This window comes from Rhizobium sp. CF142 (assembly GCF_000281145.1).
In the GTDB taxonomy this organism is placed as follows: domain Bacteria; phylum Pseudomonadota; class Alphaproteobacteria; order Rhizobiales; family Rhizobiaceae; genus Rhizobium.
Map to the genome: position 1 here is coordinate 17,633 of NZ_AJWE01000089.1, position 26,245 is coordinate 43,877.

Annotated in this window: 27 protein-coding genes and 1 pseudogene; 8 read left to right on the top strand and 20 right to left on the bottom strand. The window is 58.9% G+C overall.

Annotated elements, in window-relative coordinates; translation table 11 throughout:
* Window positions 1–98 precede the first annotated feature (98 nt).
* The gene (locus tag PMI11_RS17375) at window positions 99–890 is read right to left on the bottom strand and encodes a GntR family transcriptional regulator (protein WP_007819421.1); all 792 of its coding nucleotides are present in this window, start codon (window positions 888–890) and stop codon (window positions 99–101) included.
* Window positions 891–1,060: 170 nt separating this feature from the next.
* On the opposite strand from PMI11_RS17375, the gene PMI11_RS17380 reads away from it, so the two are divergent.
* From PMI11_RS17380 to PMI11_RS17400, 5 genes are all read left to right on the top strand, one after another.
* Complete coding sequence (locus PMI11_RS17380; protein WP_007819423.1) at window positions 1,061–2,317, top strand: ABC transporter substrate-binding protein; 1,257 nt, start codon at window positions 1,061–1,063, stop codon at window positions 2,315–2,317.
* Window positions 2,318–2,426: 109 nt separating this feature from the next.
* The gene (locus PMI11_RS17385) at window positions 2,427–3,521 is read left to right on the top strand and encodes an ABC transporter ATP-binding protein (protein ID WP_007819424.1); all 1,095 of its coding nucleotides are present in this window, start codon (window positions 2,427–2,429) and stop codon (window positions 3,519–3,521) included.
* Complete coding sequence (locus PMI11_RS17390; RefSeq protein WP_007819426.1) at window positions 3,518–4,408, top strand: carbohydrate ABC transporter permease; 891 nt, start codon at window positions 3,518–3,520, stop codon at window positions 4,406–4,408. Before PMI11_RS17385 ends, PMI11_RS17390 begins: the two co-directional genes overlap by 4 nt.
* 59 nt (window positions 4,409–4,467) lie before the next feature.
* Window positions 4,468–5,292: a carbohydrate ABC transporter permease gene (locus PMI11_RS17395; protein ID WP_051034598.1), complete on the top strand. Its 825-nt coding sequence runs from the start codon at window positions 4,468–4,470 to the stop codon at window positions 5,290–5,292.
* 14 nt (window positions 5,293–5,306) lie between these two features.
* Complete coding sequence (locus tag PMI11_RS17400; RefSeq protein WP_007819430.1) at window positions 5,307–5,810, top strand: GNAT family N-acetyltransferase; 504 nt, start codon at window positions 5,307–5,309, stop codon at window positions 5,808–5,810.
* A gap of 240 nt (window positions 5,811–6,050) precedes the next feature.
* Here PMI11_RS17400 and PMI11_RS36575 read toward each other — a convergent pair whose 3' ends face one another.
* The 12 genes and pseudogenes from PMI11_RS36575 to PMI11_RS17460 form a co-directional block, all read right to left on the bottom strand.
* The gene (locus tag PMI11_RS36575) at window positions 6,051–6,890 is read right to left on the bottom strand and encodes an SH3 domain-containing protein (RefSeq protein ID WP_081493265.1); all 840 of its coding nucleotides are present in this window, start codon (window positions 6,888–6,890) and stop codon (window positions 6,051–6,053) included.
* Between the two features lie 367 nt (window positions 6,891–7,257).
* Window positions 7,258–7,453: pseudogene (locus tag PMI11_RS37050) on the bottom strand (LysR family transcriptional regulator); the annotation flags it as partial.
* Between the two features lie 82 nt (window positions 7,454–7,535).
* The gene (locus PMI11_RS17415) at window positions 7,536–8,672 is read right to left on the bottom strand and encodes a GNAT family N-acetyltransferase (protein WP_007819437.1); all 1,137 of its coding nucleotides are present in this window, start codon (window positions 8,670–8,672) and stop codon (window positions 7,536–7,538) included.
* Between the two features lie 7 nt (window positions 8,673–8,679).
* Complete coding sequence (locus PMI11_RS17420; protein ID WP_007819439.1) at window positions 8,680–9,561, bottom strand: ROK family protein; 882 nt, start codon at window positions 9,559–9,561, stop codon at window positions 8,680–8,682.
* A gap of 15 nt (window positions 9,562–9,576) precedes the next feature.
* Complete coding sequence (ugpC, locus tag PMI11_RS17425; protein WP_007819441.1) at window positions 9,577–10,671, bottom strand: ABC transporter ATP-binding protein; 1,095 nt, start codon at window positions 10,669–10,671, stop codon at window positions 9,577–9,579.
* A 4-nt stretch (window positions 10,672–10,675) separates the two neighbouring features.
* Window positions 10,676–11,485 carry a carbohydrate ABC transporter permease gene (locus tag PMI11_RS17430; RefSeq protein ID WP_007819443.1) on the bottom strand — a complete coding sequence of 270 codons (810 nt, stop codon included), beginning with the start codon at window positions 11,483–11,485 and terminating at the stop codon, window positions 10,676–10,678.
* A complete protein-coding gene (locus tag PMI11_RS17435) occupies window positions 11,482–12,354 on the bottom strand; it encodes a carbohydrate ABC transporter permease (protein WP_007819444.1) in 873 nt (290 codons plus the stop codon). Before PMI11_RS17435 ends, PMI11_RS17430 begins: the two co-directional genes overlap by 4 nt.
* Before the next feature lie 58 nt (window positions 12,355–12,412).
* Window positions 12,413–13,705 (bottom strand): ABC transporter substrate-binding protein, encoded by a 1,293-nt coding sequence (locus PMI11_RS17440; protein WP_007819446.1) that lies wholly within the window; start codon window positions 13,703–13,705, stop codon window positions 12,413–12,415.
* 48 nt (window positions 13,706–13,753) lie between these two features.
* Window positions 13,754–14,767: a Gfo/Idh/MocA family protein gene (locus PMI11_RS17445; RefSeq protein ID WP_007819448.1), complete on the bottom strand. Its 1,014-nt coding sequence runs from the start codon at window positions 14,765–14,767 to the stop codon at window positions 13,754–13,756.
* 16 nt (window positions 14,768–14,783) lie between these two features.
* Window positions 14,784–15,461 (bottom strand): N-acetylmannosamine-6-phosphate 2-epimerase, encoded by a 678-nt coding sequence (locus PMI11_RS17450; protein ID WP_007819450.1) that lies wholly within the window; start codon window positions 15,459–15,461, stop codon window positions 14,784–14,786.
* A 93-nt stretch (window positions 15,462–15,554) separates the two neighbouring features.
* Window positions 15,555–16,334 (bottom strand): MurR/RpiR family transcriptional regulator, encoded by a 780-nt coding sequence (locus PMI11_RS17455; protein ID WP_007819452.1) that lies wholly within the window; start codon window positions 16,332–16,334, stop codon window positions 15,555–15,557.
* Between the two features lie 521 nt (window positions 16,335–16,855).
* Window positions 16,856–17,308: a winged helix-turn-helix transcriptional regulator gene (locus tag PMI11_RS17460; RefSeq protein WP_007819454.1), complete on the bottom strand. Its 453-nt coding sequence runs from the start codon at window positions 17,306–17,308 to the stop codon at window positions 16,856–16,858.
* Between the two features lie 112 nt (window positions 17,309–17,420).
* On the opposite strand from PMI11_RS17460, the gene PMI11_RS17465 reads away from it, so the two are divergent.
* The 3 genes from PMI11_RS17465 (at window position 17,421) to PMI11_RS17475 (ending at window position 20,286) form a co-directional block, all read left to right on the top strand.
* Window positions 17,421–18,158 carry a hypothetical protein gene (locus PMI11_RS17465; protein ID WP_007819456.1) on the top strand — a complete coding sequence of 246 codons (738 nt, stop codon included), beginning with the start codon at window positions 17,421–17,423 and terminating at the stop codon, window positions 18,156–18,158.
* Between the two features lie 457 nt (window positions 18,159–18,615).
* Window positions 18,616–19,419, top strand: coding sequence for an EF-hand domain-containing protein (locus tag PMI11_RS17470; RefSeq protein ID WP_007819458.1), 804 nt, complete (start codon window positions 18,616–18,618; stop codon window positions 19,417–19,419).
* A 384-nt stretch (window positions 19,420–19,803) separates the two neighbouring features.
* Window positions 19,804–20,286: a hypothetical protein gene (locus tag PMI11_RS17475; protein ID WP_244430596.1), complete on the top strand. Its 483-nt coding sequence runs from the start codon at window positions 19,804–19,806 to the stop codon at window positions 20,284–20,286.
* 17 nt (window positions 20,287–20,303) lie between these two features.
* Here PMI11_RS17475 and PMI11_RS17480 read toward each other — a convergent pair whose 3' ends face one another.
* From PMI11_RS17480 to PMI11_RS36580, 7 genes are all read right to left on the bottom strand, one after another.
* Window positions 20,304–21,578, bottom strand: a complete 1,275-nt coding sequence (locus PMI11_RS17480; RefSeq protein ID WP_007819462.1) for an ATP-binding protein — start codon at window positions 21,576–21,578, stop codon at window positions 20,304–20,306.
* Entirely contained in the window at window positions 21,575–22,300 is a 726-nt protein-coding gene (locus tag PMI11_RS17485; RefSeq protein ID WP_007819464.1) for a response regulator, read from the bottom strand. Before PMI11_RS17485 ends, PMI11_RS17480 begins: the two co-directional genes overlap by 4 nt.
* A gap of 363 nt (window positions 22,301–22,663) precedes the next feature.
* Window positions 22,664–23,437 (bottom strand): slipin family protein, encoded by a 774-nt coding sequence (locus tag PMI11_RS17490; RefSeq protein WP_007819466.1) that lies wholly within the window; start codon window positions 23,435–23,437, stop codon window positions 22,664–22,666.
* Window positions 23,434–24,774 carry an NfeD family protein gene (locus tag PMI11_RS17495; protein WP_085990550.1) on the bottom strand — a complete coding sequence of 447 codons (1,341 nt, stop codon included), beginning with the start codon at window positions 24,772–24,774 and terminating at the stop codon, window positions 23,434–23,436. Before PMI11_RS17495 ends, PMI11_RS17490 begins: the two co-directional genes overlap by 4 nt.
* A 114-nt stretch (window positions 24,775–24,888) precedes the next feature.
* Entirely contained in the window at window positions 24,889–25,026 is a 138-nt protein-coding gene (locus tag PMI11_RS37350) for a hypothetical protein (protein WP_157179651.1), read from the bottom strand.
* Window positions 25,027–25,050: 24 nt separating this feature from the next.
* Window positions 25,051–25,527 carry an NUDIX domain-containing protein gene (locus tag PMI11_RS17500; RefSeq protein ID WP_007819469.1) on the bottom strand — a complete coding sequence of 159 codons (477 nt, stop codon included), beginning with the start codon at window positions 25,525–25,527 and terminating at the stop codon, window positions 25,051–25,053.
* A 374-nt stretch (window positions 25,528–25,901) separates the two neighbouring features.
* On the bottom strand, window positions 25,902–26,156 hold the full coding sequence (locus tag PMI11_RS36580) for a YMGG-like glycine zipper-containing protein (RefSeq protein WP_007819471.1): 255 nt from the start codon (window positions 26,154–26,156) through the stop codon (window positions 25,902–25,904).
* Window positions 26,157–26,245: the final 89 nt, after the last annotated feature.

Consider the following 26,245-nt stretch of genomic DNA (forward strand, 5'->3'; position numbering starts at 1 on the left):
CAACGAGAAAGAAGCGTATCGGAGCCGGACATGTCAGGTAACTGCATGCCGCGGAATTATCCCGAGCCGCAATCGCCGGATGAGCAGGACAGAATGGCTCAATACTGCGTGAGATCGCCCGATTCCGACTGAAGCAGCGTCAGAGGGTAACGCGCAGGATGATGGACCAGCGCCGTCAGGTTGACCGGGCGGTTGCGATCGTCGAAAGCGATCTGGTCCACGGTGAGAACCGCGGCTGGCGGAGGCAGCTCGAGCATCGCAGCCTCCTGATCCGTCGCAAGGCGTGCGCTCAGCGTTGTCTGCCCACGTTTCGGATGAATGCGATAGCGCTCGCGAAGCTCGGCATAGAGCGACCGGTTGGCAACGGCCCAGTCGAGATCAAGCAGGCCCGGAACGCGGGCCGCCGGTATCCAATCGGTCTGGACGACAGCAGGTATATTGTCGAGAAGACGAAGCCTTGACAACAGAACCACCTCGGCGCCGGGTGCCAGGAAAAGCGGACGGCTCACCTCAAGCGGCGCATGTACGATGCTTGCATCGATCAGTCTATGCCCGGGACTTCGCCCGTTCGCTATGGCGATGCTGGTGAAGCTTTTCAGAACCTGGAGCTCGAAGCCGCCGCCGCGCTCAGCGACGTAAAGTCCTTTTCCCGGCTGGCTGTGTATCACGCCCTGCTGGATCAATTCGCGTACGGCATGGCGCACAGTGATCCGGCTGACATTATAGAGATCGACGAGTTCTCGTTCTGACGGCAGCTTGCCGCGCAACGGCAGCTTGCCATCGCGGATGGATGCCAGAAGGGCTTCGTAGACCTGTTTGTGCAAAGGGCGAGGGTCGTTCCGGTCGATGCCGCCCTGTGGCGCGATGAATGATGCCGGGGTTTGCTGCATCTTCGAAATCCGATCCTGCGTTGTGCGGAGCACTCTTGCCGTTTTGTATCTTCGACGCAACCGCCGGCAAAGTCCATGTTGACATGACTGGTCATAACCAGTCCTATTGGAAGCAAGGAGACAGAGAGCTCCGCGTAATGCCGAAGCGTTATCAACGAAGGGAACAATCAATGCTGAAGAAAAGTCTTGCCGCATTGGCGATATCTGCAGCCCTCTGGGGCGGCAGCGCGCATGCCGAAACCATTTCCGTGTTTTGCTCGCCGACGGAATTCGAGCTCTGCACAAACGTTGCCAATGCCTGGAAGGAAAAGACGGGCAACGAGGCCAAGATCAACAAGATGCCCGCGCTTCTGGATGACGCGATCCCGATCTATCAGCAGCTGCTCGCCGCCAAATCCAAGGACGTCGACGTCCTCTTCCTCGATGTGATCTGGCTCGGCATGTTCAAGAGCAACCTGCTGGACCTTAAGACGATGATCCCGCAGGCAGATCAGGACAAGCATTTCGCCTCGACACTCAATGCGGCCAAACTCGACGGCAATCTTATTGCCATGCCTGCCTATATGGATGTCGGGCTCATGTTCTACCGCAAAGACCTGCTCGAAAAATACGGCAAGCCGGCGCCGAAGACCTGGGACGAGCTGGCTGCCACCGCCAAGGAAATTCAGGACAAGGAACGGGCTGCCGGCTCAGCCGACATGTGGGGTTATGCCTGGCAGGCTAAGAGCTATGAAGGCCTGACCTGCGACGCGATCGAGCTTGTTGCTTCCAACGGTGGCGGCACCATCATTTCTGACGACGGAAAGGTGAGCATCGACAATCCGCAGGCTGCCGAGGCGCTCGAAAAGGCGAAGGGCTGGATTGGATCGATCAGCCCCGAGGGCGTCCTCAACTATGATGAGGAGCAGTCGCGCGCCGTCTTCGAATCCGGCAACGCGGTCTTCCACCGCAATTGGCCCTATGTCTGGGGCACCTCGCATGAAAAGGGGAGCAATATCGTCGACAAGGTCGGCGTGATGCCTCTACCGGTCGGCAAGCAAGGCGAAAAGTCGAGCGGATGCCTTGGCCCAATGTATTACGGCGTCAACAAATACAGCGCCAAGCCCGCGGTCGCGGCCGACTTTGTGAACTTCATCACCGGTCCCGATATGCAGAAGATGCGTGCGCTGAAGGCGGCTCTCAACCCGTCGATCCAGGCGCTCTACAGCGATCCGGAAGTTCTTGAGAAGATACCCTTCCTCAAGGATAACCAGCAGGCCTTTGCCGATAGCGCCGTGCGCCCGTCCGGCTACACTGGCACCAGCTACAACCGCGTTTCGCAGGCTTTCTACCGTTCGGTTCACGACATGCTTTCCGGCGGTGCCGAGGTCAAGTCCAGCCTGACGTCGCTGGCCGGTCGGCTCGAGAAACTGAAGGAAAGCCGCTGACGCTCTCCGGATTTCCGGCGGCGGCAACGGTCCGCGGCCGGAACGCGTCACTGCCTCGCCACCAAACACGGTGGCGAGCCCTCTGCCGTCTCATACCCTCAGGTGAAAAATGGCATCGGTTTCGCTCGAATCCGTTTCGAAGAATTTTGGTACGCATGCTGTTATCCAGAATGTTGACCTGCAGATCGTCGACGGCGAGTTTGTCGTTTTCGTCGGTCCCTCCGGTTGCGGCAAGTCAACGCTTTTGCGCATCGTCGCCGGCCTGATCTCCGCATCGAAAGGCGTGGTGAGGATCGGCGGCGACGACGTGACTGATGTGCCTGCCTCCAAGAGAGGCGTAGCCTTCGTCTTCCAGTCTTATGCGCTCTATCCGCATATGAACGTTGCGCGCAATATCGGCTTCGCGCTTGAGACTCTCGGCATGAACAGGGCCGCTATCAGCGAGAAAGTGCGGTCGGTCGCACGCATGCTGAAGGTCGATCATCTGCTCGAACGCCGGCCGCGCGAGCTGTCCGGCGGACAGCGCCAGCGCGTGGCGATCGGCCGCGCCTTGGTGCGCCAGCCCGAAATCTTCCTCTTCGATGAGCCGCTGTCCAATCTCGACTCGGATCTGCGAATGGAGATGCGCATGGAGATTGCCAAGCTCCACGACGATCTGAAGACGACAATGATCTATGTCACCCATGACCAATCGGAAGCGATGACGCTTGCCGACCGGATCGTCGTTCTCAATCACGGACGCATTGAGCAGGTCGGCACGCCGAAGGAACTCTACCACACTCCTGACAACCGGTTTGTCGCAGGCTTCATCGGCAGCCCCCGCATGAACTTCCTGCCCGTGCAGACAACATCAGCCAAAGTGACCGGACCGGGCGGTCTCGTTATCGATGCAGACGCCGGGAGCCAAACCATCACCGAAATCGGCATACGGTCGGAAGCGACCCAGCTGGTGGCGGCAGGGGACGGACGAATGACCTGCGTGCTCGAACGTATCGAGGATCTTGGCCACGAGCATTTCGCCTATTGCCGCATCAACGGCGACGTCATCTGGGTCGTCCGCGTCAATGTCGAGCCGCCGAGGGAACTGATCGGCAAGGAGGTCGGCCTGAATTTCCAGGATGCCTCGATCTTTGCCTTCGCCGCCGACGGAAGGCGGCTCATTCTCAACCGCCAGGCCGGCGTGATCGAAGGAGCGCGGCAATGAGTGCCCGGCTCGCCCGCCGCGACCATCGTGCGGCCTGGCTGTTTCTGCTGCCGGTCATCATGGTCATGCTGGTCGTCGCCCTCTGGCCGCTCGGCCGCACCTTCTTCTTCGCTTTCACCGATGCCTATCTTGACGATCCCTCCGTCTATTCAATGACAGGGGTCGACAACTTCCTTGAGGTCATCAACGACCGCAGCTGGTGGATTGCCGTCAAGAACACGCTGATCTTCACGGTCATCTCGGTGGCGATCGAGACAGTTCTCGGCCTGGCGATAGCGCTTCTCGTCAATGAAGCCATTCCGGGCCGCGGGCTGGCGCGCGCCGCCATCCTCGTGCCCTGGGCCATCCCGGTCGTCGTCTCGACGAAGATCTGGGAATGGATGCTGAACGACCAGTTCGGCGTTATCAATAAGGTCATCATCGGGCTCGGCCTCGTCGATCATGGCATCCCCTGGACGGCGAGCGGATCGCTGCTGATGGGCGTCGTGATCTTCGTCGACGTGTGGATGACGACCCCGTTCATGGTTCTGCTCATCCTGGCGGGCCTGCAACTGATATCCTCGGAGATATTCGAGGCAGCGGAGGTCGATGGCATTCCGGCATGGAAGCGCTTCTGGTCGATCACCCTGCCGATGCTGCGCCCGGCGATCGGTGTGGCGGTCCTCTTCCGCGCCCTCGATGCGCTCAGGATGTTCGACCTCGCCTATGTGATGGCTGCGAGCAACGAGAGCGTCATGACCGTCTCCATTTACGCGCGCGACCGGCTGATCAGCTTCCAGGAACTCGGCATCGGCTCGGCGGCATCGACCTGGGTCTTCCTGCTCGTCGCGCTTGTCGCCATCATCATCATCGGGGTCCTTCGCCTCGACAGAGCCGCGGGGACCTGAGCGACATGGCCGATGCAATCATCCCGAAGACCGTGCGCAAGCCTGCCTCCTACTTCCGGATGCGGCGCCGCGCCGTGCGAAGCCTCCAGATCCTGGCCCTTCTGCTCGTCCTGTTCTACACGCTGTTTCCCTATTACTGGGCCTTCGTTTCCTCGACGAAGCAGGGTTCGGCGCTCTATCAATCCGCGCTGATGCCGGCGTTCGACTTCACCTACTATCGCCAGCTGATCGACAATCCTGTTTTCATGGGTTCGCTTCTGAACTCGGCCTATGTCGCGGTCTCAACCACTTTCCTGTCGCTCGTCATCGGGCTCAGCGCCGCTTATGCGCTGGGGCGCATCGACTTTCCGCAACGGCGCACTATTCTGATGATCGTGCTGATGATCTCGATCTTCCCGCAGGTCGTCGTTCTCTCCGGCATGTTCGAGTTGATCAACTGGATGGGTCTGTTCAACCGGCCAAGCGCACTCGTCCTCACCTATCTTCTGTCGACCGTGCCCTTCACGACCTGGATCCTGACCACCTTCATCCGCGAGTTTCCAAGGGAGCTGGAAGAGGCTGCGATCATCGACGGCTGCTCACATTTTAGAATTCTGACGAAGATCCTGCTGCCGCTGATGGGACCTTCGCTCGCCAGCACGGGCATTCTTGCCTTCATTCTGTCGTGGAACGAGTTTCTCTTCGCGCTGACCTTCACCCTGACGGACGAGAACCGGACCGTGCCGGTTGCGATCGGCCTGATCGCAGGCAATAGCCGGTACGAATATCCGTTCGGTCAGATCATGGCCGCATCCGTTACCGTGACGCTGCCGCTGATCATCATCGTATTGATCTTCCAGAGACGCATCGTTGCCGGCCTGACGGCGGGCGCCATCAAAGGCTGACAAAGGAATAGACCATGGACATGCTGGTAAAACTCTACGAGCTGAAGGCCGATCCTGAACTCGATGCGCGCATCGCCGAGCAGGGCATCACCATCCGACGCGTCCTTGCGCCGGAGTTAAACGCTCTGACGGCCTGGATCGAGCCGCGCTTCGGATCCGGCTGGGCCGCGGAAGCGACGGCTGCCACCATGCGCCAGCCGCCCACCTGCTTCATCGCAATCCAGAACGACGAACTCATCGGCTTTGCCTGCCACGAGGCAACCGCGAAGGGCTTCTTCGGGCCGACCGGCGTCGATACGGTCGCCCGCGGCAAAGGTGTTGGCCACGCTCTGCTGCTGACCACGCTTCTCGATATGTACGCGCAGGGGTATGCCTACGGGGTAATCGGGGGTGCCGGTCCAATGGAGTTCTACCGCCGAAGCGTCGGGGCAGTTCCGATCGAAGGCTCGGAACCGGGCATCTATCGCGGCATGCTGCCGCTTGCAGAGCCGAAAGGCATTTCGGAATCGGGCCACTAGGTCTTGTCGAGACTGCCACAAGAGACCGTCGCAAAGGTCGCGGCGACAACGAATGCAATGATTGCTGAGCCGGAACACGCCCAGGAATATTGTGAGGTGTCAGTTCAAGCTCTCATCCCTACAAGGTCGTGAAGATGATGTCATTACATGTCGCGGCACACCTTTCACCTTGCTGATGAGCGTTTGTCTTGCACTTTAATTTCCACAAATGAAAAGGGCGGCATTGTGCCGCCCTTTTAATCAGTTGTTGCAGTTGGGGTCGCCCGGATCACACGCGCCGCGCGGTCTTCTTCGATCATTACCCGCGCCGCCATTATCGCCTCTGCGACGAATGTCACCGTTGTTGCTGTCGTCGCCTCCCCGACGTTGAAAGTCCCGGCGATCACGGTAGCCGTTGTCATCGCCGTCGCGGCGAAAATCCGGCTGGCGATCGAATTGCGGGCGGCGATTTTCGTCACCGTTGGCTTCCGGCCTGCGGTTGTCTCGGTCGCGATTGAAATCAAACTGTCGGCGCTGATCGCGATCGAAGCCCGTCCGGCGATCAGCGTCCGGAGTGCGGCCAAGATCAGGGCTTCGATCAAATCCGCGACGTCCGTCAGTGTCTTGTCGGCGATCGAAGTCTGGCCGCCTATCGAATTCTGGACGGTTGAAGTCACGAGGCGGCGGGCGGTAAAAATCCGGGCCTCGACGCCACCGGTCACGGTCCCGATAAAAATCACGGTTGCGGTAATAGCGGTCCCAATAATTGCCTACGCTGAAGACAACGGTCGGGATTCCAAGCGGGCGATAATATTCGGGTCCGACGTAAACACGCCGGCTTTGATACACCGCCTGAACATATCGTCCGGCGACCCAACCGCGACCACCGTAGAATTCGACGTCACACCATGGCACGTCAGCAAGGCAACCATGAATCTCGACAGATTCGCCAAGCGGGATAACGGCAACTGCGGGGTAGCTCGTGCTCGGACCTGCACGCATATTGACGTTCGCCGTCGAATAGCCTTCGGCGGCAGAGGCTATCGCAGGCGCGAGCAAGAGAAGGCCGGTTGCGCAGATTCTGAGAAGTGTATCTCTCACATTCAACTCCATTGGGGCCGCGCCGCTGTCATGATCGAGAGCGGGCAGCTCCACATTGCGGTCAGGTGGAAAAAACGTAGCGCGTTCTGCCACTTAAGGTGTGACATTCATGCCCTTGTTTCTCTGAAAATAGATCTGTGGCAATGAACCTAGGTTGAACGCGCCAGTCATCGACTTCTTTATTTTATACCTCTTAGGTATGGCCCTTTCCGGCGTCGGCGTTACTCCAATGGCAGGTTGGCCATCGTGACGCGCAAATTGATGGACTCGCGCGAAGTCAGAGCGTTCACTCGCGACCGTCGGACAACACCGAGTGCTACGATCTCGCCTCACTCGCCAACCCGGGAATGCACCGCCGGCCCCTCACGAAGCCGATGCCAAGGCCGGCATACCGGTGAGAAGGTGTCGTCGCAGGTATGGGCGACATTGTCGGTCAGATCGTGCTCCTCGAACTTTTCCGCGAAATACCTCTCGCCGTAGGAGAGGTTCTGGCGGAAAAACGAGATGATCTTCTCACTCCTCAGATCCTCGATGTCGATCTCGTTCTTGCATGACAATGGGTGCTGCCCGGTCACTTATCACCGGCAGTCGGCAAGAATCGTCGCCTTCTCCGGCAGCCGTTTTGACCCTCTAAAGCGCATCAAGTTAGAAATGCTCGCCGACCCAAGGTGCAGGCCCCGCGAACGCGCGGTCGAGCATCATGATTGCCTCGTCGGGACCATCGAGCCCGCCGGCATGGCGAAGGAAAGCGGCTGATCGAAAGCCAGTGTACAGGCTCGGAAGCTGTATGGCGGCGATGCTGACGGTCATCGCCGCGTGGCGATCCTGATTCACGGAAGCGATGCCATCGACGATTGAAACGGATAGGTGCTCTATATCCTGGCCGTGGATTTCCAAGCTGAAATGCATATCGGCGCAGGCGTATCCTCTGCGCGACAATGCCTCGGCAGGATCCAGCAATTTAAGCAGAAATTCTTCCTGATGGGTCAGATGCCAGCCCTTGTCAGGCAACGCGAAAATCAGTGGATCATGGGGAGCGCCGTGCCAGCGCACGCGCGGATAGACCGTCGAAAACGACCCGAGGAACTTGAGAATCTGACGGGATGCACTGCCGTTCAAGCTGGCATAATCTCTCAGAACGAGACAATCCGGGTCAGCAGTATCCAACAGGACATATCCGTCGTTCTGCCCAAAGACGAATGCGGAAGGTATTGAACTGGAGCGATCAAGGAGGCAATTCCAGTGCGCATCGCTACGGTCGAGCCGCCCGGCATCGATCCGGCAGGAACGGTCGTAAATGTCGCGGAGCACGCCGACCTTCTCGAGATCCAGCCGCGTCGATGCCGCCTCCTCTCGGACACGGTAGAGCTGTGCAGTTTCCGCCTCGTAGATGATTTCCGAGCCAGCGAGGTTGAAGCCGGCCTTCCGGTAGACCGGGCGTGACGATGCAAACAGGCTCGCGATGAGCGCGCCGGCCCGCATCGCATCTTTGCATGCCGCTTCGAGAAGCACGCCCGCAAGCCCGGTTCCTCTGTGTTCGGGGCTGATTGCGACATGGGCGATATTGGCCGCGGGAACCGCCTTGCCACCAAGCCAGTGGCCGGAGGGAAGCAGAGCCCAGACCGCGGCCTGCAGTCCATCGACCTCAAGAACGCGAAAATGCTCCAGACCGACCATGGAAACATAGTTCGTGGTGCGCGCTTCGTCGAAGGCAAAAGCCAGTCGATAGGCATCGACAATGTATGGAAGGTCGTCTTGCGATGCAGATCGGGTAATCATCATGAAATCCTCAGCAAGGAGCGTGTTGAATACGGGCTGCGAGGTCGCCAATCCCGAGGATGCCGGCCTTTGTTCCAAGCCTGGCTGAAAGCAATTTTGTCGGCTGCACGGGTCCGACAGCGTTCATGCCTTTTTGAACGCGGTCAAGGTAACCGTTCGCCAGGCCGATGCCGCCACCGATGATGATCCTCGGAGGATCGAGCATGAGTTGAATATTGCTGCACAGCCGCGCCATTCGGGATGCGGAGGCCTCAACAATAGCATCCGCCCACGGCTGACCGGCTTCAGCTTGAAGGAAGATCTCGCGCGCGTCCGCAGCATGGCCACGACGGGCAGCTTCCGCAAACATCCAGCGACCGGACACTTCGTTTTCGAAGAACTGCGTATCCTCCACGGATCGCGCCGTCAGCCCGAAATGCCCTGCCAGCCCGGTCATGAGGCGGCCGTTCGCGACGATGCCGCCACCGACGCCGGTCGAAACGGTCAGGAAGACCAGATCTTCCCCTTCGCCGGCGCCAAAACGAAACTCCCCCCATGCCGCTGCCTGCGCGTCATTGATAGCTGTGACCGGCACCTCGAGAAGCTCGGACATTCTGGCCACAAGCGGATAGTCCTGCGGAATCCTAAGAGTTGACGGATTCATAGCCGACCAGCAACCATCGCGGACGAAGCCAGTGACGGCCATGCCAACCGCGGCGAAATTGCCCGGCAATTTGTGAGCAGCCCGCCTGATCGCATCAAGCCAGCGATCGGGCCCGTCGTGATGTGCCGTCGGCACAGTGACTTCAGCCTGAACCGCGTTGCCTGCTACTAGAGCCACAAGGGTCTTGGTGCCGCCGAGATCGACCGCAAGAACCGGACGCAGCCGATTATCGGAAATGTCGCTATGCATCGAACATGTCCTTCCTCAGTTGAGCAGCTTCTGGCTTTCCGCGTCGAACAGCGACAGGCGCTCGGCGGCAAGGGTAATGGCGACCGTCTCGCCGGCTCGGACGGAGCTTGTCTCCATGCGCGCGACGATCGGATAGCCGTGAAGCGCCAACGTAACGTTATCTTCCGGACCGGTCGGCTCGACCAGGTCAACGACTGCCTCGACACCCTGCTCACCTGGTTTTGCGATACGGACATGCTCAGGCCTGATACCAAGCTGGACGCGCTTGCCCGCGGCGGCCACCGACACTGAACCGACAGGGATCGTCCATCCCCTGCCATCGTCGAACAGGGTTTGGCCAGAAACAGTTTGCAGAGTACCAGAAACAAATTGCATCGAGGGCGAACCGACGAATTTTGCGACAAACAGATTTGCGGGACGGTGATAGATCTCGAAGGGGGTGCCGACCTGCTGCACGTCACCCTTGTTCATGACGACGATCTTCGTGGCGAGCGTCATCGCCTCGATCTGGTCGTGCGTGACATAGATCATCGTCTTGCGGATGCGCTCGTGCAACCTCTTGATTTCGGCACGCGTCTCCACGCGCAAGGTCGCATCGAGATTGGAGAGCGGTTCGTCGAATAGAAAAACCTTCGGATCGCGAACGAGGGCACGCCCGATTGCAACGCGTTGCCGCTGGCCACCCGAGAGTTCGCGCGGCCGGCGCGAAAGCAGCTGCTCGATCTGCAGCAGCTTCGCGACATCGTCGACCTTCCGGCCGATTTCCGAAACTGGGGTTCCACGCATACGCAGTGGAAAGGCGATGTTCTGGCGGACCGTCATGTTGGGATAGAGCGCGTAGGATTGGAAGACCATGGCGATGTCCCGCTCCCGTGTCGGGACGGACGTGACATTCGTCCCTTCGATTTCGATCGTCCCCTCGTCAATCGGATGGAGTCCGGCGATTGCATGCAACAAGGTCGATTTCCCACACCCCGAAGGGCCGAGCAGGACAACGAAATCCCCCTCGTCGACATCAAGATCGATACCCTTGAGGACGGAGACCGGTCCGTAGGACTTCCGGATGCCCTGCAACAGAAGGGAATGGGTATTTTGCGTTTTGGTTGTCATCTTATTATCCCTTGATACTGCCAAGCGACATGCCGCGCACGACCTGTCCCTGCACAAGCATCCCAAGAACCAGCATGGGCAGCATGACGAGGGTCGCAGCCGCGGTGAGCGGACCCCATTGCACGCCCTGGAAGGTGAGGAACGAAGTGATGCTGACCGGCAGGGTCTGCGTGTCCCGGCCCGTCAGCACGAGCGCGATGAAGAATTCGTTCCAGGTGAACAGCACGCAGAGAATCAGCGTTGCAATCAGCCCGCCCCGTGCGACAGGAAAGAAAATTTCCCGGAAGATCGTGAATTCGCGCGCGCCATCCACCTTTGCCGCGTCTCGCAACTCGCGCGGAATGTCTTCGAAGAACGTCACCAGAAGCGAGATCGCAAAGGGGATGTTGACGAAGGCATAAACGCCGATCACCACCCAATGATTGTTCAAAAGCTTCAGCTGTGCCGCCAGGAAATAGGTCGGAATGATGAAGATCAAAGGCGGTGCGATGCGCAGGCTGAGGATGAACTTCTCGTTCGAACGTTTTGTCGGTTCGTCCTGGGCGACGAGGCCGTAGGCGACCAGCGCTCCCACCCCAACGGCGATCAGGCTTGCCGAAAACGAGATGATGACGCTGTTGAAGAACGCCCTGACGAAGACACCGTTGTTCAGCACCCTGGCATAGTTTTCAAAGGTCGGCTCGAAGAGCCAGACCGGCGGCATTGCAAACGCGTCTCGTGACGTCTTCAGAGAGGTCGCCACGACCCAGTAGAGCGGGAAGAGGACGAACAGAAGCAATGCAATCAGCGCGATGACGAAGAGCGCCTTTTTCATGATGCCTCTCCCTTGGCCGGTGCCTTGAACGCAAGATTGTAGAGCAGAAGCAGCGCGACATTGGTGAAGATCGTGAGCACCATGGCGATCGTCAGCGAATAGGAAATATCGAAATTGGTGAAGGCGCTGATGTAGCCGTAGAGGTTCAGCGTTTCGGTCGAAAGCGCCGGTCCGCCGCGCGTCATGATATAGAAGATGTCGAAGGCCTTGACGCTATCGATCGCCCGAATGAGAGCCACCACCATCAGCGCCCGCTTGAGGGCAGGCAGAGTAATGTACCAAAGCACCTGCCATTCGCGCGCGCCGTCGACGCGGGCCGCATTTTGCGGATCGCCGGGCAGTGCTTCGAGCGATGCCATGGTCAGGAGCACAACGAAGGGCGTCCATTGCCAGACATCGGCAAGCAACAGCGAGAAGAGCGCCACATTCGGGTTTCCCAGCCAATCGACCGGACCGATACCGACACGCGACAGCAGATAGTTCATCATGCCGCTCGATGGATCGAGCAGAAAGCGCCAGGTCAAGCCGACGACGATCGGCGTCATGACGATCGGCACGAGCAGGATCGCCCGGGCGATTTTCTTTCCGAGGAACTCGCGATCCATCAACAGGGAAATCAGGAGCCCGAGGATGACTTCGACAATCGTCGCGGCAACCGTAAACAGTGCGGTGCGGCCGAGAGCGTTGAGAGCGCGGCTGTCGAAAACCAGCCGAAGGTAGTTATCGACACCGATGAACTTTTCCTGACCAGGCCTCAGAAGACTGATGTTGTGAAGCGTCAGCCATAACACATAGAGCGTCACGACTGCCGATACCGCGCCGAAGAACAAGACGACGGGTCGATAGAAATATGTCGTTGGGTCTTTCACTGTCCGGCTCTCCGACGGGTCGGCCATGCCGGGCGAACCGGGCATGGCCGATATGTCATCAACGGCCGAGGGCCGCATCGTTGGCGGAATTGGCTTCGGCGAGAGCATCCTTGGCGGACGCCGTGCCGGCCAATGCCTTGGACACCGCGATACCCGCATTGTTGATGATCTCATTGGCCGCTTCGACCGTCGGCAGATATTGCGGGTTGCCCTTGGCAATAGATGCCAGCATGGCCTCCTTGAAGGCGCCATAGCGCTTGTTGAACTCTTCGGAGTTCAGGGCTGCCTGGGAGGTCACGCCTGAATTGGGCGCGATGCCGAAGGACTTGATCTGCTGTTCCTTGGCGGTCGCCCATGAGGCGAAGAGGAAAGCCGCTTCCTTCTGCTTGGAGGCCGAGGCCACATAGAGGCTGTGAACGGCAAGCGAGGAGGAGCCGCCCTTCAGCTTGTCGGACTGAGAGGGTACCGGCACATAGCCGACCTTGCCGACGACCGAGGAAACCGACGGGTCTTCGTTGAAAGCGCCGTTGACGGTCGCATCCATTGTCATGCCGGCCTTACCCTGCTGGAAGAGAACACGGTTCTCCTCCCAGCCGAAGTTGGCGACACCGACCGGACCGTAGTTGCGAAGGACATTGGCGAAGGCATCGAGCGACTTTGCGGCCTCGTCCGAACCGAGCGCCGACTTACCGTCACTTGAGATAAACTCACCGCCATAACCCCAGAGCCAACCGGCCCAGACATAGACGTTCTGGATGCCCTGCGCGCCACGCATCGTAATGCCGGTGATCTCGCTGTTCGACTTCTCCTTGATCGTCTTTGCGGCGGCCGTCACGTCGTCGAAGGTCTTGGGCGGCGTCAGGCCGTACTGATCAAAGAGATCCTTCCGGTACATCAGGAAGGTGCTCTCGCCATAGACCGGGAGACCGTAGAGCTTGCCGTCGACAATGTTGGTGTTGAGATAGCCCGGGACGAAGTCCGCCTTGTCGAGATACTTCGGAAGCTTCTGCGCCAGCTCGTCGAGAGGATCGATGTAACCCGCCTTCACGAAGCCGGGAATGTAGATGATGTTGTTCTGGACGACGTCATAGCGGCCGGAACCGGACGAGAATTCCAGGAGCATCTTGGCGGTGATGTCAGATTCCGGCACGACTTCGAGCTGGACCTCGATGCCCGTCTCCTTGGTGAATTCCGGAATGAGTGCCTGAATGCCGTCGGTCGTCGGATGTCCTTCCATCAGGACCGCGAGCTGCGTTCCCGCGTAAGGCTGAGCCGCATCCTGCGCCAAGGCTGGCAAGGTGATTGAGGCCGAAAGCGCTATCGTCAAAGCAAGAAACTGTCGTTTTTTCATGTCATTCCCCTTTTCTCGTTGCGAAGTTCTGATGTGCGGAAGGAAGGGCTACAGACGCACCACCTCTCCGGTTTCTGCCGAGCGGACAAGCGCGCGGGTCAATTCGAGCGAACGGATCGCTTCTTCCCCGCTGGCAACCTGGCACGGCGCACCGTCGAGCCAGGCAAGAACGGAAGAAAGCTGTGCCCTCAGATCACCGCCGACCTGCCCGCCAATCGTCGGCCAGTGCTGGGTGTCGATCTCGCGAGATGCCTGATTGTCGGCAAAATAAAGCCCGCTGTCGCCGCACTGGACCTCGAAAGACCCTTCGGTGCCGATCATCTCGAGACGGGCATCGATCATGTGGCGGGCACCGGCCGGCAGCGACCAGGCGCTTTCGAAAGTGACCAGCGTGCCGCCAGAAAAGCGGACGATGCCGGCGATCGTGTCTTGTGTGCCGATTGATCCGAGCAGGATGTCGGTCTGCTGCGCGTAGACGCTGACGGGCGTCTGTCCTTCAAGCATCCAAAGGATCATGTCGACGTCGTGAACGGTGACGTGGAGCGCCAGCGGCAAGGTGCCGGCGTAACGCTTCGGGCCTTCGGTGCGCGCGCTGTTGCGACGGGCGTAGATGTGGATCGGTATGCCGATCTGACCGTTCGTGATGAGTTCACGGGCCTTGTAATAGCGCGGGTCGAATCGCAGGAGATAACCGACTGCCAGTTTGACGTTGGCGGCCTTGCAGGCATCGACGATCTTCTGACCGTCTTCGATGGTCGAGGCGATCGGCTTCTCGATGAAAAGATTGACGCCTTTCGCCGCTATATCGAGCGCCGGCTGCAGGTGCAGGTGATCGGGCGTGCAAATGCTGACGAGATCGAGCTCTTCTGCCGCCAGAAGTTCCTGATGAGACGCGTAGGCCTTCACTCCACCGCCGAGCTGTGCGGCAAGCGCCGTCGCACGGGCGAAATCGCTGTCGACGACAGCCACAAGCTCTGCACGTGGGTCGCCTGCGAAAATCGATGCATGCATCGAACCCATGAAACCGGCGCCGATGACCGCAACTTTGGACTTATTGCTCATTGATTTCTCCAACGCTTCAATTCTCGGGGGCCTGTTCGACGGCGTCGACAAAGCGACGCGTGATCTCGTCAGGCCGGGTGATTGCTGAACCGATCACGACGAATGCCGCTCCGTTGCGGATGGCTCGTTGTGCCTCGGCGGGCTCCCAGATTCTTCCCTCCGCCACGAAGGGGACGGCAGCAGCCGACAGGCTGGCCATGAGATCGAAGTCGGGGGCTGCCCGACCCTTTGTGTAGTCTGTGTATCCGGAAAGCGTCGTACCTACGAAGTCAGCGCCCGAGGCGATTGCGTCCCGACCTTCCTGCGCGGTGCTGATATCCGCCATGGTCATACGGCCATGCGCTTTCGCCTCTGCGACCAGATCACCGACAGAGACGGGCCGCGGTCGATTGGTTGCGTCGAATGCAACGATGTCTGCGCCGGCCTCGCAGAGTTGACGGACATCCTCGCGTGTGGGGGTGATGTAAACGTCAGAGCCTTCCTGGGCGATCTTGGTAATCCCGATAATCGGCACACTGACGGCCTGGCGCACGGCGCGAACGTTCTGGATTCCCTCGATCCTGACGCCCTGCGCACCGCCTTTGACGACGGCGAGCGCCAAGGCGACGATGTGGGACGTATCGCGGAGCGGACTGTCTTCCGACGCTTGGCACGAGACGACCAGTCGGCCGAGCAATTTTTCAAGAACATTCATTACGGACGCACCTCCATGATAGGGGCACGTTAGGAAAAATAATAAAATTCGTCAAATATTTTTTTTAGATGAAAATTTTTTTTATTTCATCTTCTAAACATTCCTGTCAGTGACGCTAAGCGCCGTCTGCGCGATGAGTTCGAGGCGCGATGGATCGATAAGTGTGATCGCAGACGCCAATGCGTCGACGATGAGCAACTGACTGATTTTCGAGGGAAAAGCGCCACCCGTCAGCGGCGTCTCCGGCCATGAAGCCAGCAGGACCGACTTACATACCGCCGCAAGCGGGCTCTTCGTGCGGTTTGTTATGCCGACGACATGAGCGCCGCTTGCATGCGCTGACTGGGCAACGCGCAACGTGTCGAGCGTCGAGCCAGAACTTGAGACCAGCACGAACACGTCGGTCGGACCAGCGGTGGCGGCCGCCATGGTTGCCAGGTGCGGATCACGCGGGCAATGCGCCTGAAGGCCGAGGCGAGCGAGTTTGTATTCCAGGTATTGCGCAGTAATCGCCGACGCCGCGACCCCGAAAATCTCGATGTGCCGAGCCTTCAAAAGGGCTGCAGACACATCATTGATGACACTGCGGTCAAGCAACCGATCGGTTTCGTCAAGAGCGATGCGCGCCGTCTCGACAAGATCATGGACGACATCTCCGGAAGCACTATTCGAAGCTTGCTGCTGCGTTGCCACTTCCTGAGCCAGAGCGAGCTTGAAAGTCTGAAACCCTGTAAAACCGAGTTCTCGGCAAAATCGCATCACGCTCGCCTCGGAGGATTTCGCCTCGTCCGCCAGTTCCGTAATGCTCTTGTAAAGCACCGCCTGCGGATCGTTGAGGACAAAAACCGCAACGCGCTCAAGCGCCCGCGTCATTGTCGGAGCGTGCGATCGAATTTGGGCGATGAGAGGCGGCTGGGGACTGGCCAAGATGAATTCCTGATGCGAGGGAAGAAGACAAAACGCAACCAAGCCTAGTTGAAACCTGAGAAAATGGAAATCGAGACGGATGGCCAGGGTTTTCTCTTAGTTCCATTGCTCGAACGAGATATCCGTCCTTCTTCCTGTCGAGGGATGCGGGTCCATCTTCAGGCGCAATCGGCAATTCGAAGCCGTCCACCATTCATGTCCTGGTTATTCGGGCGTAGGAGTGCGCAAGATCTTCAGAAAATGGCCGCGTGCGAAAGCTTTCCTAAATGTCAGCTCTCTTTGCCGTACTGAACTGCGCTCCAAGCCACGATCACGTGGGTGCAGCGCCGCAATGCCCGCATCCAAAACAAGCTCCGAACCCAGGTCTATCGCCGCTTCCGATGCAGCCGGTTCATGCCTCTATCCAAGCGGGCGTCGCTTCACGGTGGACCTGCCGATCGAAGTAGCCGCCTGAGGCCCAGGTTTCATCAACGATCCTTTGCCACAATACGAAACTCTCGGGGGCCGAGAAGCTGACCGTCTTGGGCTGCAAGCTGAAGCTTCGGCAATGGTTGCCCCTTCCGACTGTCCACGATTGCGTAGTTCAGTTCCCCGGGCACAAAGCAATGCTCTTCCCCCCATTGCCAAAGAGCTACAAGGGCCACGCTCAGTTGATGCCCTTTCGGTGTCAAAAGATAGAGATGGCTAAGCGCGGATTCGGGGTCCGGCTCTACCGTGAAGATGCCTTCCTCTACGAGCTTGCGCAGTCGAGCCGACAAAATGTTTCTTGCGAGACCGAGACCCCTCTGAAATTCGGAAAATCGTCGTCGCCCCTTGAAAGCCTCTCGGACAATAAGGAGTGACCACCAATCACCGACGACCTGGAGCGCGCGCGCGATCCCGCACTGGACGTTCCCCATGTCAGTCCGCTTGCCCTTCATTTTCCTCACCTTCCTCAAAATAATGGTTGCAAAGTTAAACTATATAGCGATAGATGTCGATAGGTTTCAAAATTAAACCTTTTCCGTCGCCGCGAACTTGGAGGGTGTGAGAGTGACCGACCTATTGGATCTCGCAATTGAAGCGCATGGAGGCTTGGAACGCTGGCAGCAGATCGAGCAATTGCATGCGCACATTAAAGTCGGGGGCGCGATCTGGCATGTGAAGGGCTGGCCGGATGTCTATGCCGACATCCACACCTCGGTTTCCACGCGCCAGCCGCGTACTGAATTCACTCCCTTCTTTAAGGCAGGACAGCATTGCGTTTGGGAGCCGGAGCGAACGGCTATCGTTGCGGACAGTGGCGGAGTCACTGATCAGCGTGTCGCACCGCGTTCCCTCTTTGAAGGACATACGATCACCACGCCCTGGGACCGGCAGCACCTGATTTATTTCACCGGCTATGCAATGTGGACTTATTTGACCACACCGTTCCTCTTCAAGCTTCCCGGTTTCAAGACGGAGGAGGTCGAGCCGTGGCAAGAAGAGGATGAAATCTGGCGCGGGTTGAAGGTAAGCTTCCCCACGACCGTCCCGAGCCATTCCACAGTGCAGACCTTCTATTTCAACGCGAGCGGCCTGTTGCGGCGCCATGACTACAGCGTCGACATCATGGGTGGCACCAGGAGCGCCAACTATGCAAGCGATCACCAGAATTTCGCCGGCTTGGTGATCCCGACAAAGCGTCGGGTCTACGCGACCGACCTCGACAACCGGCCGATCCTCGATCGGGTCGCTGTCGCGATTGACTTCCTCAGCATCGAAATCGAAACCGACCGACGAAGCAACTGAATGCGTGACCGCCGCGCCGCCCGTGAACCTCACGTCCAGACTTCCTGGTCGTGAGAACCTCCAATGCACCATTCTGACATTTGTGCTGGCTCTGCCGAACAACTGGAAACCGTCAGAAACCTTCGGACATATTCAGAGCGCAATTTCGCCTCTTCGTTCCGCGATAAGACATCTCGTCCGCCAGGTCATCGACGGATCAGTTGGAGCACCTCTGCGTTTGTTTTGCCTGTGCGTGCTGCTCACGCATGGCACTTCGCGATCTCTTTCCCTCAAGTCGCATGATGCGTCGCCATTTCCGGAGTGGCCGCCGATCGTCTGGGTCGTCCAGCGTGTCGGACAGCGTGCCCACCTGGGAAGCTGAGCAGGAGCCGGTGCATCCTGTCGTGCGTTCGAGTGCGTGCCTATTGCGTAGCGTAGCAACAGCGTCCCCTTCCAGCGCTCGCCTTAGGAGGTCCCATTGACGAGCATTTCTGTCACTTCTTCTTCGTCCTATCGCTATCCCTACCTGCTGTCGTCGCTGCAGGACGACGGTGATGATTTCACCCTCGGTTCCACAAAGACATCCACGGGATCGACCTCCAGCTCAAGCGGTGCGTCCTCGGCATCGTCGTCATCGGACTCCGACGATTCGTCCCTTATCGCCTCCGTCGAACAGCTGATCTCCCAGCTCATGTCGATCATGCTCGACATGCAATCGTCGAGCCAGCAGAGCGATGGAAGCAAGTCTGACCAATCTTCGTCGGGCCAATCCTCGTCTCGTATCGATGTCATCCAGAAGATGGACACCAACGGCGATGGCAGCATATCAAAGCAGGAATTCGTTGCCGCCCGGCCGTCCGATGTCAGCGAGAATCAGGCGACTTCGCTGTTCGACAGCTTCGACTCTGACGGTACTGGATCGCTCACCGAGGACCAGCTGGCTCAGGCCATGTCAATCAAGAACCAAGGCGGCCCGATCGGCGGGCTTGGGGGCAGCGGCGATCTCTCCGATCTGTTCACGTCGATGGACAGTGACGGCGATGGCGAGGTTTCCGAAGCGGAGTTCCTGGCCGCAAAGCCTGACGACGTCAGCGACGATCAGGCGACAAGCCTCTTCGAAAGCATGGACAGCAGCGGAAGCGGTAGCTTGACTGAAAGCCAGTTCGAAACCGCCATGCAGGCCAAAGGTCAGCCGCCGGCACTGCCTGATTTCGATTTCTCTAGCCTCTATGCGTCATCCTATCAGGATGACGACATGACGAGCACCTTGCTGCAACTCTAGCCTCGCCGGCCAGTCGATCGCCGCGGATTGTCCGAGCGGCCGGGCATCGATCCCCCGACATCTCGCCACTGGCCGATGTCGGCCTTGTCGGGTCGTCGCGACCATGGGCGAGATAGGAAACGGTATTGGCATCGGCTACGCTACGGCTATCCAAGCGTTACGGTCAGAGCGGAGGTGTCCGGGCGCATCGTTTCGTTCGAGGTTAAGCTCGGCAACTTCACATGTTTCCAGATGTTGCTGGATTGAGGCGACTCCGGGGAATTTAATGTCTTATTGTGAATTCCGGAAGCGCGATTGCCGCGCAAAAGAGGTGAGCTCGAATTCATATCTATCTATATTATAAGGCAATTTCATTCATTGTTGAAATGCCGATCCGGATTCCGCATGAGAAAAGAAAATCCCTCGGTCAAAACGCATTTACCATCGATTAACGCTGTCGCAACAGATTTGCCGGGACGCATCACTCAAACGGGAAACGGACATATGGTCAGCGCTATTTCTTCTTCGACGCTTTTAAGCGCCGCTTCGACAACCTCTTCCAGTACCTCAAGCAGCAACGATGCCACGAAGATCCAGGCTGAGATTGCTGCAAAGAAGGCCGAACTCGCCAACACCAAGGACGCGGACGAAGCGCAAACCTTGCAAGAGGAAATCACGGCTCTGCAGGCCCAGCTAGACAAGCTGCAGAAGACGTCCAACGCTCAGCAGACAGGCGGCACCAAACCCATGTCCGGCGCGCGGGAAGCAGACAAGGACGATGCCTCGAAAAATGCCGGCGATACGAAGCTCTCAGGCGAAAGCGACCGTATCGGCACCAGGAATTTCGATCAGGATAGCGACTTCGGCAATCGCACCGCCTACCTCTGATCGCCTGCTCGTTCGCATTAAGCGTCTGTCGCGAGCGGTGGCGCCAGATGGAAGGTAACAATCTGTTCCAGGCCCTTGATCGGCCGATTGCGAACCTCGATGCGCCCCTCAAAGCGCAGGAGGATTTCCTTAGCGATCGCCAAGCCAAGCCCCGCACCCGGGAATGACTTCTGCCGGCCGGCATCGATACGGAAGAAAGGTTCGAACACCTGATCAAGCCGCTCTTCCGGAATACCTGGGCCGGTGTCGACGATGCGCAGCGTGCCCGTACCCTCGTCATGCACGACATCGGCGACTGCCGACACGCCATGTGTCGCGGCATTGATCAGCAGATTGCGCAGCGCACGCGTCAACGCCAGCGGCGCTGCGCAAATGGTCGTATCCTCGGCAACATTCAGCCTTATGTCGAGCCCCATGGCAGCGAGCTCCTGGACGATGCCACCAACCACCTGATCGAGCCGGATGCGCTCCAGCGGATCCCGGTTGATCTCCTCCCGCACCAGGCCAATCGCGCTATCTGCAATCTTGTCCAGCTCTTCGAGATCGGAGAGCCATTTCAACCGTTCGTGCTCTTCACCGATGAACTCGGCGCGCAGGCGCAGGCGCGTCATCGGCGTACGCAGGTCATGACCGGCGGCGGCCACGAGCCGCATCCGACTTTCGGTCGCGGCCTTGACGCGAGCAGAAAGCCTGTTCAGCGCCTGTGCCGTCGCCTTGACCTCGCTCGGCCCCGTTTCCGCAACGGTCGGCAATGTGCCGTCCGGCTGTATCCGGGCCAAGGCATCTTCGATGAGCCGGAGCGGCCGGATGATCTTCGAGGCCGCAAAGACCGAAACCAGCGTGCTGCCGGCAACGATCAGAAAAAGCCATCCGACGAGGATTTTCCATCCACCGGGCGGAGGCCCGAATTGCGGCAAGGGCGCCAACATCCACGACCCATCGGCAAGGCGGATGGATGCTGTCGCCATATCGCCCGGCCCCGGCCCGTGCGAGACAGAGACCTCCCGCGGCGCACCGATGCGACGCAGCGCTTCGGCAAGAAATCCCGAAAACATGTCGTCCTGAGGGCCTCCCGCCGGCTCGGACGCCAGCACGACACCCCTTGCGACGGCCATGGAACGATCAGCTTCGGCGAATTCCGCGATCAACCTCAGTTGCTGCGCAACCGGCTCCATCGTGGTCTCGGGCCGCGGTCCTCGCAGCACGAGGCTCGCTGCGAAGGACGAGGTTATCACCACGAGGACGATCGCCATCAGCAGGAGAAGCGCCAGACGGGCGCCGAGCGATTTCATTCCGCGCACGTCGAGGAGTGCACTGGTAGGACAAGCTGGTAGCCGCCATTGCGAATGGTCCTGAAGATCGGAAACTGCGGCGTTTCGCCGAGTTTGCGGCGCAGCCGGCTCATCAGGACGTCGATCGAGCGATCAGCCGGGTCGCGTCCTCGCCCCTGGGTGACGTCGAGCAATTGATCGCGTGAGAGCAGCCGGCCGGAGCGCTCGACGAAGGCCCGCAACAGATCGAACTCAGCGCCGGTCAGCGAGATCACCTCGCCATTGTCCTTCGACAGCCGGCGCCGGCGCGAGTCCAGGGTCATATCGGCGAAATGGAAATTGCGTGGCTCCGGCTCGATATCGGCATCGTCGTTGATACGGCGAAGCACGGCCTTGATCCTTGCCGAAAGCTCCCGCGGATTGAACGGCTTTCCGAGATAGTCGTCCGCACCGATCTCAAGACCGAGAATCCGGTCGATATCCTCCTTCAGCGCAGTGAGAAGGATCACGGGAATGCGAGGCCTGGCGTTTCTGAGATCCCGGCACAGATCCAGACCCGAACCGTCGGGGAGCATGACATCGAGGACAAGGAGATCCGGGGTGCGGCGGGCGAGCAAATCCTTGCAGGCGCGCAGACTGGATGCCGTCAAAGCCCGAAATCCCTGCTCTTCGAGATAGCGGCTGAGAAGGGTGCGGATTTCATAGTCATCATCGACGATCAGGATGTCGGAGGTGTGAATCATGACCCGCTTTTCTCGCTCTTCTCACACCCCTATCCATCGCTCATCCAACGATTGAAGAGAAGCATTTTCCGCCAAGGAACCGGCTTAACCCCAGCCATTCGCAGTGCTTGTCAAGCGAGGACCAATCTCAACGCGAGAAAGGGCGTCAGGACCTGGCCAGCCATAGAAGGCAACCCTTAAGTCGACAGATCGTCGGATCGGCCGCACCGCCGATTGGAATCTGACACGGCGAGAATATGGGTTTCAGCCACTGGCTCAGTGGGTTGGCATTCCTAAAATGAGGAAGGCACCAGGCCAAGCACTCCAAATGAGTGTCATCAGTTGGGCGCCTTGAGATAGTACCAACCATCGACCACCCATTGCTCATTCAGTTGGTTTGCCTGCCTTGCCGTCCAGGAGATGAATGAGTTCCATGGGGAACGGGAATATGATCGTCGAGCTGTTTTCCCCGGCAATAACGTTCAGTGTGCTCAAGTAGCGCAGCTGCATTGACAACGGTTGTCTGGCCAGCATTTCAGCCGCTTCCACCAGCTTTGCCGCGGCCTGCTGCTCGCCCTCGGCATTTATGATTTTCGCACGCCGCTCGCGTTCTGCCTCGGCTTGCCTGGCAATCGCACGGATCATCGACTCGTTGATGTCGACATGCTTGATCTCAACATTGGCCACTTTGATGCCCCACGCGTCTGTTTGGGCGTCGAGCATTCTCTGGATATCTTCGTTGAGCCTGTCGCGTTCCGCGAGCATCTCGTCGAGATCGTGCTTGCCGAGCACCGAGCGCAACGTCGTTTGGGCAAGCTGGCTTGTGGCTGCCATGAAATCCTCGACCTGAATCACTGACTTCTCCGGATCGATGACCCTGAAGTAAATCACCGCGCTAACTCGAACCGAAACGTTGTCATGGGAGATGACGTCCTGGCTGGGGACGTCGAGCACGCGCGTGCGCAGGTCGACCCGCACCATTTGCTGTACGTAGGGAACAAGTAGGATCAATCCGGGGCCTTTCACGCCGGTAAATCGACCAAGTGTAAAGACGACGGCCCGCTGATACTCGCGCAAGATTTTGATCGCGTTCGCCAGGACGATCAGCAACAGGACGACTGCGACGATATAGAAGATGAAACCTCCAATCATGGTCATGTGCGCTCCTCCTTGCTTTCTTTCTTGCGGGGATCACGGGCGACCTCGAGGGTTAGCCCATTTCTGGCAATGACCGTCACGTCGTCTCCGTCCGTGAGCGGTTCGGCGGAGACGGCGCTCCAGCGCTCTCCATGCGCGACAATGTAGCCGGTCGTGCCCGTCCAACTGGAGACTTTCCCTGAAATGCCGATCATCTGCTCCGCACCGGTCACCACGGCACGCCGGCGCGCGCCGAATGCAAGGCGAACGACAATGAGGCTGAAGGCGAGGGCTGAAACACCGATACCAACCAGGACCTGTCGGCTCACTTTCAGATCGGGCACATCCGTATCGAAGAGAATGGTTGCGCCCAGGACGAGGGCGACCACACCGCTAAGGCCGAGGACGCCGAATGTCGGTGCATGCGCCTCCGCGACAAAGAGAGCAACCGCAAGCACGATGAGGCCGATGCCGGCATAGCTGACCGGTAGCATTGCCAAGGCGTAGAGACCGAGCAGCAGGCATATGCCGCCGACTGTTCCCGGGATAACCGCTCCGGGCGTGAGAAACTCGAATATCAGGCCGTAGATGCCGATAACCATCAGAATGAGTGCGACATTCGGGTCGGCGATGACCGAAAGCAGGCGCGTTCTCCAGTCAGGCTCGATGCTCTCGACAGCGAGGCCCGTCGTCTCAAGCCGGATGTCCGTTCCTCCTGCCCGTACCGTGCGACCGTCGGCTTTCGCCATCAGCTCGTCGACGGTGAACGCGACGAAGTCGATGACTTTTTCGCGTTCGGCTGCAGTCGACGAGAGGCTGGCTGCGTCGCGTACCGCCTTTTCCGCCCAGTCGGCGTTGCGATTGCGCAACTCGGCCAGCCCCCGAAGATAGGCAGCAGCGTCGTTCACTGCCTTTGCCTCTGCAGCGTTGGACGACTGTCGCTCCTTGCTGTCGCCATTCTGGCCGTTGTCTTGTCCGCTCCCACCGAGAGCAATAGGCGTTGCGGCGCCCAGATTAGTACCCGGCGCCATGGCGGCGATATGACTGGCATAGAGGATGTAAGTGCCAGCACTGGCCGCGCGGGCGCCGCTCGGAGCCACGTAGCTCGCGACCGGCACCGACGAGGCAAGGATTGCCCGAACGATGTCCCGCATCGACGTATCGAGACCGCCGGGCGTATCCATTTGCAGGACGACCAACGCCACTTTACGATCGTTGGCAAGCTGGATGCCGCGTATCACATAGTCGGCGGACGCGGGGCTGACGGCGCCATTCAATCGCAGCAGTAAAGCGACGCGTTCCGAGCCCGCTGTCGGGGCGGCGGAAAACAGGAATGCTGAACCCCAGATCAATGCCAAAGCGAAAATACGGATTGCCTCTCGGCAATACCCCCGGGGCCGCACGGTCACCCGATCAATATTCATACACTCAAATATACGCCAGATTTACCAAAAGATAAGGCAGAAGTTTCTTCACCGAAGAGGCAGGCGATTTACCAGTTCAAATTCGAAACCCGACTTGCCCTTGTCGATCAACCAGGTGATTGCGGGAAGACGGAAGACGCCCGACGTGCCTGAGGTTTCCGCTTCCACCCGGTATGCAGTCGCCACGACGGTCACGCGGATACGCCGCTGTCAGACGTCGGCTTTCGCAAGATGCGCGAGGAGGTCGTCGAGCATGGGCCGCTGCCCCTTGAGTATCCTTCGAGCTGCGTCCTTCAACGAAAACCAATCCGCACGATCGACTTCTGGAAACCTCCGGATCCGACCGGACCTCGGAGGCCATTCCATCTGAAACTCCGAGCTTCGAATGTCATTCAGGTCCAGCGTGGGATCGGCTTCCATGTACCAGGCGACAACGACCTTGCCACCCGGCTGCCGGTATTCGCCCAACGGATTGAAGTCACCATCGACCGCGACCCCCAACTCCTCGAGGGTTTCCCGCTTCGCAGCCGCGAATTCGTCCTCCCCGGGCTCGACCAGTCCTTTGGGAATGGACCAGGCGCCCTCGTCCTTCTTCGCCCAGAAAGGACCCCCGGGGTGGACGAGGAGGACCTCGACTTCGTCAGAACGGCGCCGAAACAGGAGGAGCCCGGCGCTACGAATGGCCATACCGCCCCTCCTCAATCATGGTTCAAAGCATTCTTCGCAGATGCCACAGCCGTCCATCCATCGACGGGCACATCGGCAACAGAGACAAATACGACCATCCGGCTGCTCCCTGTCATTTTCCGAGGGGATGATTTCGGTCGTTTCGTCGGGAAAATAGCCGAAACCTCTTCTTGTTGCTCCACCAGCCTGATCTCACCAAATAGGTGGTCGGGGTCGGCCGGCAAGATGGCATCGCCATTGCAGGAATGTCGCATGATGGACGGCCGATACCGAAGCTCGGATGAAGTTGTCCCTAGCCATCTTATTCAGATCAGCGATGCGGCCATTGCCAGCGGATGCAGCCGAGACTACCCATTCCAGTGCTCCCTCATATCCTACCGGCATCTTGCTTCGAATGTGCGACCCGAGCGATCGCGATAAACACAATAGCCTGGGCGTTCAGTCGATCGACCAATAAGGGCTCCGGCGACCCCACCGGCGACGGCTCCTACCGCGGCGCCGCCCCAACTATTCGAGACCGCGCCGCCAATGACTGCACCGGTTCCCGCTCCAATAGCTGTCCCCTGTTCAGTTGCTGTACAGGATGCCAGGGCGGTCACAACAACACCAACTAGTAAAACTTTCTTCATGGTATTTCTCCTGTGCTTTAGCCCAGAATGCAACTAGGGCAGTATTTTAAAAATACGATGCACCGATAGGTATTACTATGGACGTCGGG

Excerpts from the sequence above, each read along its gene's own strand:
- PMI11_RS17475 (WP_244430596.1), top strand. The coding sequence starts at position 19,804 with ATGAGAAAAGAAAATCCCTCGGTCAAAACGCATTTACCATCGATTAAC.
- PMI11_RS17390 (WP_007819426.1), top strand. The coding sequence starts at position 3,518 with ATGAGTGCCCGGCTCGCCCGCCGCGACCATCGTGCGGCCTGGCTGTTT.
- PMI11_RS17440 (WP_007819446.1), bottom strand. The coding sequence starts at position 13,705 with ATGAAAAAACGACAGTTTCTTGCTTTGACGATAGCGCTTTCGGCCTCA.
- PMI11_RS17480 (WP_007819462.1), bottom strand. The coding sequence starts at position 21,578 with ATGAAATCGCTCGGCGCCCGTCTGGCGCTTCTCCTGCTGATGGCGATC.
- PMI11_RS17395 (WP_051034598.1), top strand. The coding sequence starts at position 4,468 with ATGCGGCGCCGCGCCGTGCGAAGCCTCCAGATCCTGGCCCTTCTGCTC.
- PMI11_RS17385 (WP_007819424.1), top strand. The coding sequence starts at position 2,427 with ATGGCATCGGTTTCGCTCGAATCCGTTTCGAAGAATTTTGGTACGCAT.
- PMI11_RS36580 (WP_007819471.1), bottom strand. The coding sequence starts at position 26,156 with ATGAAGAAAGTTTTACTAGTTGGTGTTGTTGTGACCGCCCTGGCATCC.
- PMI11_RS17485 (WP_007819464.1), bottom strand. The coding sequence starts at position 22,300 with ATGATTCACACCTCCGACATCCTGATCGTCGATGATGACTATGAAATC.
- PMI11_RS17445 (WP_007819448.1), bottom strand. The coding sequence starts at position 14,767 with ATGAGCAATAAGTCCAAAGTTGCGGTCATCGGCGCCGGTTTCATGGGT.
- PMI11_RS17500 (WP_007819469.1), bottom strand. The coding sequence starts at position 25,527 with ATGGCCATTCGTAGCGCCGGGCTCCTCCTGTTTCGGCGCCGTTCTGAC.
- PMI11_RS17420 (WP_007819439.1), bottom strand. The coding sequence starts at position 9,561 with ATGCATAGCGACATTTCCGATAATCGGCTGCGTCCGGTTCTTGCGGTC.
- PMI11_RS17455 (WP_007819452.1), bottom strand. The coding sequence starts at position 16,334 with ATGACGCGGGCGCTTGAGCGCGTTGCGGTTTTTGTCCTCAACGATCCG.
- PMI11_RS17380 (WP_007819423.1), top strand. The coding sequence starts at position 1,061 with ATGCTGAAGAAAAGTCTTGCCGCATTGGCGATATCTGCAGCCCTCTGG.
- PMI11_RS17375 (WP_007819421.1), bottom strand. The coding sequence starts at position 890 with ATGCAGCAAACCCCGGCATCATTCATCGCGCCACAGGGCGGCATCGAC.
- ugpC (WP_007819441.1), bottom strand. The coding sequence starts at position 10,671 with ATGACAACCAAAACGCAAAATACCCATTCCCTTCTGTTGCAGGGCATC.
- PMI11_RS17400 (WP_007819430.1), top strand. The coding sequence starts at position 5,307 with ATGGACATGCTGGTAAAACTCTACGAGCTGAAGGCCGATCCTGAACTC.
- PMI11_RS17490 (WP_007819466.1), bottom strand. The coding sequence starts at position 23,437 with ATGACCATGATTGGAGGTTTCATCTTCTATATCGTCGCAGTCGTCCTG.
- PMI11_RS17430 (WP_007819443.1), bottom strand. The coding sequence starts at position 11,485 with ATGAAAAAGGCGCTCTTCGTCATCGCGCTGATTGCATTGCTTCTGTTC.
- PMI11_RS17450 (WP_007819450.1), bottom strand. The coding sequence starts at position 15,461 with ATGAATGTTCTTGAAAAATTGCTCGGCCGACTGGTCGTCTCGTGCCAA.
- PMI11_RS17460 (WP_007819454.1), bottom strand. The coding sequence starts at position 17,308 with ATGAAGGGCAAGCGGACTGACATGGGGAACGTCCAGTGCGGGATCGCG.
- PMI11_RS17415 (WP_007819437.1), bottom strand. The coding sequence starts at position 8,672 with ATGATGATTACCCGATCTGCATCGCAAGACGACCTTCCATACATTGTC.